The following is a 12,242-nucleotide window of genomic DNA, read 5'->3' as shown; positions in this document are numbered from 1 at the left end:
TTAAAGGCAATGGGTCAGGATATCACATGTCTGATTACGAAGGAAAATATTGAACTGGATAAAAACATTATTCATTTCAGGATTAAGGAATTTATCTTTATTCCTTTTAATATTTCCTGTGACCTCGAACTGGAAGAAGCTAAAGCTTTTGACCTTTTGAGTGACTATATCCAGCATCTTGAATCCCAGGACAGCTTTGATCATTATTCCTACAATCGGGATAATGATCATTGTAATCTTGATATTTTCAAAATAATAAGAGATTATCAGATCAAAAGTTTTATCATTGAACATTCCTATGACTGGGCAGACTTGCCTGTGGAATATTATTTCATGCAGGTTCTGGATGGAAGAATCATCAAAAATTCTTTGGTATTTGATGAAAGTGATCTTTCAAAAAGTAACAGAGCCAATGTTGAGGAAGCTAAAAAAAATTTCGGCCTTTATTTCAATTGGCTGAACATGACCGATTTATTTTATTCTTATTATTTTGCTGATAGGGCATATACCCTACAACAGGCAAAATAGTACTTCAATATCCAAACTGTTACCACTAAAATAAAGGTATAACCCAAACATCTGCCTGATCTGCGAGAGATTAAATATTTTTTTAGCAGATCAGGCAAATTTCTTTTTACAATAAAGTTATTTCAATGAAAGTTGCACGGATCAGGATATTTAAAAACAAAATCCAGCTCTGATACTAATTTTGAAGAAAAAATGACTTTCCCCTCACCCACTGTTTTCTCAGTCGATGGCAGGTTTTTCTGAGCATTGATCACCTGAATTTTTGACGGATGTTGCGGTGCCACGATATTGTAAAGTTTTCCTTCAGAATTCTTTTCTATCATTTTCTCTGTCACATTACAAATATCTTCATAATGAATGTGGTTCACAGGAGCATTCAGATTAGAGACATTATAGTTTTTAAGAAGCCTGTTATCTCCCATTAATCCAGCCAGCCGAAGAATATTAACCTGCGGATATCTTTTTCTGATCATACTTTCTCCCGGAACATTTTCCCAAGAAAGACTTTCTTCCGTATATTCCCCGGGAACATCCGGATACACACCGGTGGAACTCATCACAAACATCTGACCGTTAAAATCACCTATAAATGATAATAAATGCTGTATCCTGTTATATAATGAACTGGCACAGCAGCTTTTCCCTGAAAGAGGAATGGTGATGATCAGGATATCCATATCTTTCATTTCATTCCATTGTGCCATTTTTTCTTCCAGCTGAAAATCCGGAAAGTTAGCTACAGAAGCCTTAAATCCTTTAGAAGATATTTCCTCAGCTTTTCCATTACTAGTTGCTGTAGCACATATCTCATATCTCCCTGACATTGAATCCGTAATTCTTGATCCCAGCCAGCCACAGCCTATTACTCCTATTTTCTTCATAAATTTTCTGCTATCTGTAACAATATCTTTTAGTAAAAGTAATTATTGTAAGGCAAAATTAAACCATTTATTCCAGGCACCTTAATTACTGAATACTTTTTAAATAAAGCAGCAAAAGCCTTTTCAGGTAAAAACAAAACACCCTAACAATTGTTAGTAGTAAAACTACGACAAAAAATAAAATTAACCCTCACTTTTTTCCTATTTGGCTCATAGCTTCCTATATTTGTTTCACATGAATGTGATTTTAAAATCCATTTTATATAACTGTAATTCAGAATATTAAATTAATTGAAACAAAACATTAATTATATTTTAAATTAAAAAACACAATGGGACCTTTCCCTGTCAATGGATGAAAACAGAACGATAATTCCTCACAAAAGATATTTATTCTGTTGGCATAACTTATAGAATATTTAATCTGAGTGAGTACAAAATGATCACCATGCGGTCTGTATATCAGGCTGCTGCTTACATACACTAACCAGAAAAAATATGTTATGTTCCAGGACGGCAAACCATCAAAGAACCAGATTCCAAGATCTAAAAAAGATCCGGGCAGTATAGAACCTACAGATCTAGGCGCAGGTAAGGAAATCCAGAAAAAAGCTGATAAAATAAAAAAATCAGTACAGACAGCCGGCCAGGCACTCTCCTATACTGATAATTTCATGAATAAGCTTGCACAGCCTAACACAGCTTTAGTCTCTGAAAATAAAATCTGGAGCGAGCAGCCTACTTCTAAGATATACAATGCCGGCTCAATTCCGAAAAGTGAGCTTTTGGGAATCAACCGTGTGATTAAATTGGAAATCATTATTGAAGGAAAAATAATCAAACACTTTAAACACTTTAAGCTTACTCAAAGTGCCATTAAGCATCATGAATTTGACCTTACACTCGCTCATGATACCCTGGGAGGTCCTGAAAACCATAATCTGGAGCAGGCTCAGAATTTTCTGGGAAAGAGAATTACAGTAGTATTCAAATATAAAGATGTTGAAGAAAGCCCGGAAAGAAACTTCGTGGGGGTAATTACAGAAGTTGGGTTCAGTCAGGATAAAGGCAGCCTGGGAAATATTGTTCTTACGGGGAACAGCCCGACCGTACTTCTTGATGCGGCTCCCCATGTTCAGAGCTTTGGAGGAGCACAGGAAATCAGCCTTAACAGTATTGCAGATTGGGTCATTAAAGAAGGACTTGGCTCCAATAAATTTGATTTCAGGGTTGATTCCCAGCATGGAAATGTCTCTTACAGTTCGCAATATGAAGAAACCCATTACAACTATCTTGCAAGAATAGCGGAAGCCTACGGTGAGCAGTTTTACTATGACGGAGAAGTTCTTCACTTCGGAAAACTGCCTCCACAGGAGAAACCCGTTCAACTGATTTACGGAAGCAGTGTTCATGACATTAAGATCAAAATGAAAGCCCAGCACGTGAATCCTACATTTTATGGCTACAACAGCAGCAAAAATGAAAAGCTCACAACAGGAGATTCGAAAATAAATCATCAGTCAGACATCGCAAAGCGTGCCTACGACATATCCAAAATAACCTTTACAACCCCTTCATTAAGAGTAGCTCCTATCAAAGCATCCACCTTCATGGATATTGATGCTTCACAAAAAGGTACGGCAGGAAGTAAAGCTGTTAATGTGTTTATCACTTCCGGCAGCACATCCGTTCCGTTTTTATACCCCGGGTGCGTTGCAGATGTAGAAATGCGGAAATCTGAAACCAACCAGACTGCTTATTTTACTAAGCTTATGATCACCGAGATCAGTCATGAGGTAGATGCAAGAGGCTATTATACTGGAAATTTTGAGGCAATAGCAGCAGATACCGGATTCATTCCCCGTCCTGAATTTGCAGTACCAAAAGCAGATCCCCAGTTCGCCAAAGTAATTTCCAATACAGACCCTTTAAACCAGGGAAGAGTGCAGGTACAGTTCGACTGGCAAAACGGGCAGGATACAACTGAATTCATCCGTGTTATGACCCCGGATGCAGGAAACAGTGATAAAGTAAGTAAAAACCGTGGATTTATGGCCATTCCGGAGGTTGGAGATCAGGTAATCGTTAATTTCGTTCACCAACATCCCGACCGCCCTTTCGTAATGGGAGGAATGTTCCATGGAGGAACCGGTGGCGGTGGCGGAACAGCAAATAATATTAAAAGCCTGAGCAGCAGAAGCGGTAATAAGCTTGAGCTTAACGACGGTGAAGGATCTGTGTTCTTAACTGATAAGGGAGGTGCCAATATGAAATTTGACGGTGGCGGAAATGCAACAACCAATGCTAATGCCAATCATACAACTAATGCCGGGAGCTCAAATGTGATTAATGTAGGGGGAAAAAAAGACGCTCCTCCTCAGTCATTATTGAAAATGGATGCAGGGGGAAATATTACCCTTGACGGAAAAACAAGCATTACCCTGAAAGTAGGAGAAAATTCCATTACCATATCCGGTGAAGGAATTACCGCATCAGCAGGAAAAGGAATGATAGATATAACCGCACTGGCGGGTACATTGGGACTTTCCAGTATGGGAGGCGCAATGGATATCACCACAGATTCAGCACTTACCATTACAGGTGGTCCTACAGCTGTAATGTCTTCAGGCGATACCAATATTATGTAATTCTAAATAACAGATCATGGATGAATTAGAATACATAACCCTTAAAGCCTTAATGATGTGTGACCAGGGCGCCGCACCCGACTTTTTTAAGCCAACCTTTAATACCAAAGTTAAGATTCATGGTTGTCTGGTTGCTACTAATAAGGATGCTGCTCCACTTATCAATATACCCTCCTTTAAGATCTGTAAAATAAGTGGAGGGCCATGTACACCGACCACCGTTCCCATGACATGGCAGGATACCTGGCAGGTGAAAATAAACGGAATCCATTCCCTTATCGGAAAAAGCACCTGCCAGTGCCCGGTAGGTGGAAAAATAGAATTTATGACCAGCGGACAGGTTCCGCTCCCAGCCGATGCCGCCCAGGAGGTAAAAGATATGCAGGATCAGGCACAGCGTGAACTTGATGACAGCGGACAGGGCGACAGTGTAGGTGAAGCCGGTCTTGTAGAAGGTATGATTCCTGTCTGGGGAAGCGGACGGGATCTTATTAACGATATACAGACCGGTGACGGCTGGGGCGCAGCGATGAATGCAGGCTTCCTTATCTGGGACGTAGCCTCCATAGCTGTAGGCGTTGTTTCTTTCGGAACAGGAACAGTGGCCATGCAGGGAGCTAAAGCAGGAATAAAAGGAGCTATAAAAGCAGGAGCCAAAGCAGTTTCTAAAGAGGCTTTACAGCAGATGGGAAAAGCGGCTTTGAAAAAACTGAGTAAAGAAGCATTAAAGAAAAGCATAGACGATGTAGCCAAAAAACTGCTTAAAACCTGTGTTTTTGCCTGTTTTCCAGCAGGCACACCTGTACACACCGAACATGGAATTAAAAATATTGAAGACATTAGTATTGGAGATATGGTCTGGGCTTATGATGAAGACTCACATACTGTTGCATTACAGCCTGTCGTTGATCTGATGGTAAACGAAAGTGATCATACTGTTACCATCTACACGGAAGCTGAGGTAATTGAGACAACGGCTATACATCCTTTTTACACTGACAACGGATGGAAAGATGCATCTGAACTTGAAGCCGGGGGAAAAATTATAACCAAAGACCAGAATAAAATCACAATTGAAAAGATTGAATACAACTATGAACCTAAAAAAGTTTATAACTTTACGGTAGCCAACTTTCATACATATTTTGTAGGTATGCTTGCGTGGCTGGTACATAATGCTGGTAGATGCTTGACCAAACTAGCACAAGATGGTTTCAAATATGCTCAAGATATATTAAGAGGAATAAAATTTAACCAGGTAATGGCAAAGAAAATGGGCAGTAACTATGTTCATGAGTTATGGACATTAGGAATGAAAGGAAGAGTTGATTCTTTTTTAAAAGGAGGAGGGGAAGTTATTAGTAGAAAAGCCACACAACTAGCTGATATTTCAGAGCAAACAGCAAAAAAATATATTGATGAGATTGCTGAAAAATATGCTGGGAAAGGTATTCAAAATGCTGAAAGAGCGGGATCTCAAACATTAAAAGGAGATAAAATACTTCAAATACCTAAACAAGATACTCCAATTCCTCAATCTATTAAAGATTATGCCGAAGAAGCAGGAGTAGCTATTCAAGAAGTAAAAGATGTAACTATGGATATGTTAAAAAATTGGTAATTAAAATTATAAGCTCAATGCAAAAACTAAAATATATTTATCAAAATTGGAATAGAAGCTATTATAAATTACAATCTGAAGAGGTTACCATTAAATATTATCAGAGGTTTTATAAATCAAAAATGCCTAAAAAGATGTTAACAGAAAAGACACAGGATGTGAAGACTTGGGCAAAATATGCCTATTCTGCTAATAAAGATTTTATGCAAAGAATGTGGCAGGGAGAATTTTCACTAAAAAATTTGGATACTTTTAACGACAAAGTAGATGAAATTGCCCGTATATTTAATGTAACAGCATTATTGGAAACTACAGAACAACCTTACGCATACTTGGATATAGGTGGAGCTTTTGCAACTGTTTGTTTTATTGACGAATATAATAGGGTTTATATGCAGTATTCTTTTCAGAATGATGATATTTCGGTTGATAGTGAAGAATTTAAAAATCGTTTCAAAAATGATAATCTATTTTTGGTAGAACTTGAGGTTTTTATATATCCTGAAGAAATGATAGATGAAAGATGGCAAAATAAAGATTATATCTCCTATGCCTTTACACCTGCAGGTTATTTGGAAGTAACAAAAATATTTGATGTGAGAGGAGATGCTTTAACAGAAAAATATATTGCCGAATCTCCTGTAAATGTTGAAAGCAATTGGGAGCCTTATCCGGAATTTGGTGAATGGGAGAGTATTTTTAGAATGAAGCGCTGGAAAGAAGGAGAATTAGCCGAAGGAATTAAACTTCCTGAAAATACTGGTAATTAGAAACTAAAATGAAATATCACATTATAGAACCTGAAGTAATAGTTGGACTAGGCGAAAAAACTGAATTTCTGGAAAAAAAACCTCCATTTTTAACAGTTATAAATTACATATACAGCTTGAAGATTGGCTGGGAGATGATTTAATGGAATGCCACCCTTGCTATATTGTTACTGAAAAACTAAAAAGTGTTGAAACGAAACATAAAGTATAAAATGAGTATTTCAAAATTTATATTCGGGGAGAATATCCCCCTTCTCCAACTGGAAAAATTCTCTCAGGAATATATCCTGAATATTGAAAACACCTTTCTGATGGGTCAGGAAAACCCTCCTATTTCTTTAAAAACCACTTCAGAGGTTGTTCTTGAACAGGAAAAGGATGAAACCTCTGTTTTCAATACGATAAAACTTCTTAGCATTAGCGGAGATACGGAAGATCATATCATGAAGCCTTTTTTATTGCAGAGCCTTGCCCTTTCAGACATCTCCCGCAATCTTTATATTAAAAGAAACCTTGACGGAAAAATTCTGTCTGTTGAAAATAAAGATGACCTCCGGAAAGACTGGGAATCATGGAAACAAAACAAATTGGCCTCCGTTTTCCCGGAAGAAAAAGACCAGATTAAATTCATTTCCAATTATGAAAAAGGATTGAAGGACTTTGATACGGGACTAAAGAAAAATCTGCAATACATTCTTCTGCTGCCGGAAATCTACAGCCTTATATTTCCTCCCAATGAGCATTTCATCTTTTTATCAGGTCCATTGAATATTCATTCCAGACTGATTGACGGAATGAATTATAATTACCAGCTAAAACTGGTTAAAGTTGATGAAGAAAGTGACGTACTTTCTGTAGAACTGCATTCTGTTCTTAATAACAAAGATGAATTGATCAAAAATTATCTGAAAAAGATCTATGAAAATAAGCCTGAATTCTCTATCGACTGTTTTAAATTCAGTATAAAAATAAAATACAGTTTCCAAAAATCAACTTCTAAAATAAATAATGCAGAACTTCATTTTACTGAAAAACTACACGACCATCTGGCCTATCTGATACATATGAAATTAGGAACCATGGATCAGAACTAAAATAATTTAAACTTCACTGCCTGATAAAGCAGCTTGCAATATGGTCATTCACCATTCCGGTTGCCTGCATATGAGCGTACACCACCGTGGATCCCATAAATTTAAAACCTCTTTTTTTAAGATCTTTAGACAAAGCATCTGAAATATCCGTTACAGCCGGAACATCACTTAACTTCTGAGGACTATTATCCAATGGTTCTCCTCCTACAAAGCCCCAGATATATTTTGAAAAGCTCCCAAACTCTTTCTGTATCTCCTGAAACTTCTGGGCATTGGTTACCGTAGCTTTTATCTTAAGCCGGTTCCTTATAATTCCGGGATCGTTCATAAGCTCTTCCATTTTCTCTTCCGTGTAAGCCGCAATTTTCTTATAATTAAAATTATCAAAGGCTTTTTTGAAGTTCTCTCTTTTAGCAAGAATGGTATACCAGCTCAGTCCTGCCTGAAAGCTTTCAAGAATAAGAAATTCAAAAATAGTTTCATCATCATAGATAGGCCTTCCCCATTCTTCATCATGGTATTTTCTGTAGAGATCATCTTTTTCGCACCAGCCGCATCGTATTTTTTCCATTGCAATACATTTTAATTATTTAAAGATAATACTGATTTGGAAAAGTATAACAAAAGATTAAGAAAAGTTTAACAGTGGCCATAGTTTTTAGGAATGGTTATTGTTTATTTACTGGTACACAACAATTAAAATATTATATATTATGAACAATTCAGAATACAACAAAGCGGAAAATGCAGTAAATAACACAGAAAATTCTTTGAAAAATGCGGCAGACAATGCAAAATGGAAAATTGAAGACCTTGCAGACAGAGCTAAAGACTATATCAACGAAAAAAGAAACAAAGATGAGGAAGCGCAGCAGGAAGACTGGTTTGAAAAAGTAAAAAACAATGCTTCTGATGCGTGGGATGATATTAAAGATAAAGCAAGCGAAGCATGGGAAAAAACCAAAGATGCAGCAGAGGATGTAAAAGCAGAATGGAATAAGAAAACCAATTAAAATTTCAGTCATATAAATATTTTCAAGAAAATGGAGTCTTAAATCAATAAGGCTCCATTTTTATTATGTCGCAAACACAAATTATTGCTACATTTGTATTCAAATAAACATTAAAAAATTATGTCATACGGTTTACTTAAAGGCAAAAAGGGAATTATTTTTGGAGCCCTTAATGAGCAATCAATCGCATGGAAAGTTGCGGAAAGATGTCATGAAGAAGGTGCTGAATTTATCTTATCAAATGCCCCTATTGCTTTGAGAATGGGAGAACTTAATGGTTTAGCAGAAAAAACAGGTTCTGAAGTGATAGGTGCGGATGCAACCTCTATAGAAGATCTGGAAAAACTTTTTGATGCCGCTGTTGCAAAATTTGGAAAAATTGATTTTATCCTTCACTCTATCGGGATGTCTGTCAACGTGAGAAAAGGAAAACATTATACAGAAATGAATTATGACTGGTTGGAAAAAGGTTGGGATATTTCGGCCGTTTCTTTCCACAAAGTAATGAGAGTGGCGTGGGAAAAAGACTGTATGAATGAATGGGGAAGTATTTTGGCACTTACCTATATCGCGGCTCAAAGAACTTTCCCTGACTATAATGATATGTCTGATAACAAAGCTTATCTGGAAAGTATTGCAAGAACTTTCGGAAACTATTGGGGCGAAAGAAAAGTACGTGTTAACACAGTTTCCCAGTCTCCTACAGTTACTACCGCAGGTAGTGGTGTGAAAGGTTTCGGAGGCTTCCTTGGGTATGCAGAAGATATGTCTCCGCTAGGAAATGCCACAGCCCTTGAATGTGCAGATTATTGTGTAACCCTTTTCTCTGATCTTACCAAGAAAGTGACCATGCAGAATCTTTTCCATGACGGTGGTTTCAGCAGCTCGGGAGTTACCCAGAAAGTAATCAGCAAATATGATGTTGAATAATAACAGCATTTAAAATATATTGTAAAAAATAAACCGGCGGCCTCTTCGAGGCCGCCGGTCCTATTAAAATAATAATCAATATGAAGTTACAGGATAACAGTCTGAATGGAATGTGCAGGTGCAGATAGTTTTGCAGACATTCCTTCAATCCAGAGATTGGTTTCAATATCATTTTCAGAATCATTCATAATTACGGTGACCAGCTGGCCGTTTTCGTTCATGAAAGAAGTAGATGTAAGAGCGGCTCTGTTGGAAGAGCTTCCGATTCTCTGAGCATTGGGTTTGATAAATTTTGAAACATGCCCTACGTAATAATATTCATAGGTATAATGTACTTCTCCTGTCTTGGTATCCGCAATAATCGGGGCAAAACAGAAATTTCCGACATGGTTCGGACCTCCCGTTTCATCCAGTAAAACGTTCCAATCTGTCCATAAAGCCGTTCCTTTGTTAAAATCGTTCAGCATATTTCTTCCGTACAGTTCTCCCAGACTCACATCATCAATTTTTGACATATTGAACTGCTCTTTACATCCTTCCGTGAATGCCAGGAACTTGTCAGGAAATGCTCTCTGGGTTTCTGATAAATTATCGAAAAGCTGGGTTTTATTGTTCCAGGTTTCATACCAGTGATAGCCAATTCCTGATGCATATTTTGAAGTTTCAGGATCGCTTAATGTAGTGGTGGCTCTCTGGTAAATAAGATCCCTGTTGTGATCCCAGATCATCACTTTTTTGTCTTTATAACCGTTTTTCCAGAGCGTTGGTCCTAAATTGTTCTTAAGAAACTCTCCTTCTTCCTCAGCTGAATAGATACAGGATTCCCAGGTTTGTGTAGCCATTGGCTCATTCTGAATGGTCAGTCCCCAGATGTTGATTCCTCTTTTTTCGTATTCTTTGATGAATTTAATATAATAATCTGCCCAGGTCTGGTAGTACTGATTTTCCAGTCTTCCTCCTTTAAGCAGGCTTTTATTGGATTTCATCCATGCCGGCGGGCTCCACGGAGAAAAATAAAATGTAAAGTCTTTCCCAATGGCTTTCTGTGCTTCCTTAATCATAGGAATCTTATACTTTTCGTCATGGGCAATATTGAAGGTTTTTAAAGCCGTATCATTATCCTGTACATAGGTATAAGAATCGCTGGAAAAATCACAGGAGTTCATATTGGTACGGACTACAGTGTAGCCTAACCCGTTTTTTCCAAAGTATGCCTCTATAATTTCTTTCTGCTTGTTCTTTGGTAATTTATAAAAGGTTTCTGCGGAGGCATCAGTGATAGCCCCGCCTATTCCGATCAGCTTCTGGTATTTAAAATCCGGATCCACAAAGATACATGCGTCTGTTTCTTTAGGCTGTCCGAATTTTTCAAACTTAACAGTCCCTTTATCCGCCATTTTTTCATTGGTCGTGGAGCTGGTAAGAATAACCTTTGCTGTTCTTCCTGCATTCTTTTTCCAGTAATTCTGTGCATTGGCATTCAGAAATACACCTACTGTCAGACAGCTCACAATTAGTTTTTTCATAATTTTTTCTTTCGTTTTTTGGACGGAACCGCCCTCTCTTCATTATTTATTTTGATAAACTCTTACGTAGTCTATGTAAAATTTTTGCGGAAATATACTGTCGTCTATTCCTTCTTTTCCGCCCCAGAAACCGCCTACTGCCTGATTTAAAATAATATAATAAGGCTGGTCAAAAGGCCATGCTTCATAGGTTTTCTCTTTATTTTCATAAGTAAAAAACTTCTGCTCGTCAATGTAAACATCTATTCTTTCCGGGGTCCAGTCCACCTTATACACATGGAATTTTTCACTTACATCTTTTACGATCAGCGTATCTGTTTTCTGTGTTCCTTCAATATGATTGTATTTTTTTGTGTGAACAGAGGCATGAACATACCCCTGATTAAAGCCGACGTGCTCCATAATATCCAGCTCGCCATCATCCGGCCATTCTTTCATATTTTCACTCATCATCCATATGGCGGGCCATGTTCCTTTGCCTTTCGGTAATTTTGCTCTTACTTCCACTGTTCCATATTGAAAAGAAAACTTTCCTTTGGTTAAAAGCCTTGCAGAAGTATATTTATTCTTGTCCCAGTCTTCTTTTCTGGCTTCAATAACAAGATTTCCGTCTTCCATTCTGGCATTTTCAAGTCTTCTTTTCGTATAAAACTGGGCTTCCTGATTTCCATATCCGTCTCCTCCTACATCATAATTCCATTTTGATGAATCCGGGAGGCCTTTTCCGTTGAATTCATCACTCCAGATCAGTTTTTTGCCAGATTCTGCTTTGTTTGAGGCACAATTTGTCACAGAAAAAACCATTATCCCTGCTGTGCAGAATTGAATGATATGTTGGAATTTGATTTTCATGAACAGTATGATAATTTGTTTTGGCTAAAGCCGTTTTTTATGCTTTTTATTAAGCGGGCTAAAGCCCGCTCCTATTGAATTTATTTACTCCAATCTGTTTTTTAGTATCACTAAAAATTTTTCAATCATTTTCAAAAATAAAATTTGGATTTGCTTTAAAAGTATATTCATCTTCATTAAATTCTAAAAAACCGATTTTTGACAATTCTAATAATATGTTTCCCAACGCCTTACTTTTGTCAGTATTTGACCAATAATAAGATTTAAACCTTGGGAAATTATCTTCAGGTATCATTCACAATTGTAATGCTAAATTGTGCATTGCAATATCAACATCAGTCCAGTCTTTCATTTGATCTTTTAATATTCTCATCTCCTA

At 37.3% G+C, this 12,242-nt stretch carries 11 protein-coding genes; 7 read left to right on the top strand and 4 right to left on the bottom strand.

Annotated features, from left to right (window positions below; all coding sequences use genetic code 11):
* Positions 1–9 precede the first annotated feature (9 nt).
* Positions 10–528, top strand: coding sequence for a hypothetical protein (locus HNP36_RS04070; protein ID WP_184160156.1), 519 nt, complete (start codon positions 10–12; stop codon positions 526–528).
* A 122-nt stretch (positions 529–650) separates the two neighbouring features.
* On the opposite strand, the gene HNP36_RS04065 is transcribed toward HNP36_RS04070, so the two are convergent.
* Positions 651–1,409 carry a hypothetical protein gene (locus tag HNP36_RS04065; protein WP_184160158.1) on the bottom strand — a complete coding sequence of 253 codons (759 nt, stop codon included), beginning with the start codon at positions 1,407–1,409 and terminating at the stop codon, positions 651–653.
* Positions 1,410–1,912: 503 nt separating this feature from the next.
* Here HNP36_RS04065 and HNP36_RS04060 point away from each other — a divergent pair.
* The 4 genes from HNP36_RS04060 (at position 1,913) to HNP36_RS04045 (ending at position 7,542) form a co-directional block, all read left to right on the top strand.
* Positions 1,913–4,057: a type VI secretion system Vgr family protein gene (locus HNP36_RS04060; protein ID WP_184160160.1), complete on the top strand. Its 2,145-nt coding sequence runs from the start codon at positions 1,913–1,915 to the stop codon at positions 4,055–4,057.
* Between the two features lie 16 nt (positions 4,058–4,073).
* Positions 4,074–5,678, top strand: coding sequence for a polymorphic toxin-type HINT domain-containing protein (locus HNP36_RS04055; RefSeq protein WP_184160162.1), 1,605 nt, complete (start codon positions 4,074–4,076; stop codon positions 5,676–5,678).
* 17 nt (positions 5,679–5,695) lie between these two features.
* A complete protein-coding gene (locus HNP36_RS04050) occupies positions 5,696–6,448 on the top strand; it encodes a hypothetical protein (protein WP_184160164.1) in 753 nt (250 codons plus the stop codon).
* A 212-nt stretch (positions 6,449–6,660) separates the two neighbouring features.
* Entirely contained in the window at positions 6,661–7,542 is an 882-nt protein-coding gene (locus tag HNP36_RS04045) for a hypothetical protein (protein WP_184160166.1), read from the top strand.
* Between the two features lie 13 nt (positions 7,543–7,555).
* Here HNP36_RS04045 and HNP36_RS04040 read toward each other — a convergent pair whose 3' ends face one another.
* Positions 7,556–8,113: a DNA-3-methyladenine glycosylase I gene (locus tag HNP36_RS04040; protein ID WP_184160168.1), complete on the bottom strand. Its 558-nt coding sequence runs from the start codon at positions 8,111–8,113 to the stop codon at positions 7,556–7,558.
* 142 nt (positions 8,114–8,255) lie between these two features.
* Between HNP36_RS04040 and HNP36_RS04035 the strand changes: the two genes are divergently transcribed.
* Complete coding sequence (locus HNP36_RS04035) at positions 8,256–8,555, top strand: hypothetical protein (RefSeq protein ID WP_184160170.1); 300 nt, start codon at positions 8,256–8,258, stop codon at positions 8,553–8,555.
* A gap of 120 nt (positions 8,556–8,675) precedes the next feature.
* A complete protein-coding gene (locus HNP36_RS04030; protein ID WP_184160172.1) occupies positions 8,676–9,485 on the top strand; it encodes an enoyl-ACP reductase in 810 nt (269 codons plus the stop codon).
* An 86-nt stretch (positions 9,486–9,571) separates the two neighbouring features.
* On the opposite strand, the gene HNP36_RS04025 is transcribed toward HNP36_RS04030, so the two are convergent.
* Both HNP36_RS04025 and HNP36_RS04020 read right to left on the bottom strand, forming a co-directional pair.
* Positions 9,572–11,011 carry a glycoside hydrolase family 30 protein gene (locus HNP36_RS04025; RefSeq protein WP_184160174.1) on the bottom strand — a complete coding sequence of 480 codons (1,440 nt, stop codon included), beginning with the start codon at positions 11,009–11,011 and terminating at the stop codon, positions 9,572–9,574.
* Between the two features lie 42 nt (positions 11,012–11,053).
* A complete protein-coding gene (locus tag HNP36_RS04020) occupies positions 11,054–11,863 on the bottom strand; it encodes a family 16 glycosylhydrolase (RefSeq protein ID WP_184160176.1) in 810 nt (269 codons plus the stop codon).
* Positions 11,864–12,242 lie beyond the last annotated feature (379 nt).

The sequence above is a fragment of the Chryseobacterium shigense genome (assembly GCF_014207845.1).
Taxonomy (GTDB): domain Bacteria; phylum Bacteroidota; class Bacteroidia; order Flavobacteriales; family Weeksellaceae; genus Chryseobacterium; species Chryseobacterium shigense_A.
Note: the sequence above shows the minus strand (reverse complement) of the source record. Positions and strands in the feature narration are given on the sequence as shown.

Bases quoted from the DNA above. Each gene is read 5' to 3' on its own strand.
- HNP36_RS04055 (WP_184160162.1), top strand. From the start codon at position 4,074: ATGGATGAATTAGAATACATAACCCTTAAAGCCTTAATGATGTGTGAC.
- HNP36_RS04040 (WP_184160168.1), bottom strand. From the start codon at position 8,113: ATGGAAAAAATACGATGCGGCTGGTGCGAAAAAGATGATCTCTACAGA.
- HNP36_RS04030 (WP_184160172.1), top strand. From the start codon at position 8,676: ATGTCATACGGTTTACTTAAAGGCAAAAAGGGAATTATTTTTGGAGCC.
- HNP36_RS04050 (WP_184160164.1), top strand. From the start codon at position 5,696: ATGCAAAAACTAAAATATATTTATCAAAATTGGAATAGAAGCTATTAT.
- HNP36_RS04020 (WP_184160176.1), bottom strand. From the start codon at position 11,863: ATGAAAATCAAATTCCAACATATCATTCAATTCTGCACAGCAGGGATA.
- HNP36_RS04045 (WP_184160166.1), top strand. From the start codon at position 6,661: ATGAGTATTTCAAAATTTATATTCGGGGAGAATATCCCCCTTCTCCAA.
- HNP36_RS04060 (WP_184160160.1), top strand. From the start codon at position 1,913: ATGTTCCAGGACGGCAAACCATCAAAGAACCAGATTCCAAGATCTAAA.
- HNP36_RS04025 (WP_184160174.1), bottom strand. From the start codon at position 11,011: ATGAAAAAACTAATTGTGAGCTGTCTGACAGTAGGTGTATTTCTGAAT.
- HNP36_RS04070 (WP_184160156.1), top strand. From the start codon at position 10: ATGGGTCAGGATATCACATGTCTGATTACGAAGGAAAATATTGAACTG.
- HNP36_RS04035 (WP_184160170.1), top strand. From the start codon at position 8,256: ATGAACAATTCAGAATACAACAAAGCGGAAAATGCAGTAAATAACACA.
- HNP36_RS04065 (WP_184160158.1), bottom strand. From the start codon at position 1,409: ATGAAGAAAATAGGAGTAATAGGCTGTGGCTGGCTGGGATCAAGAATT.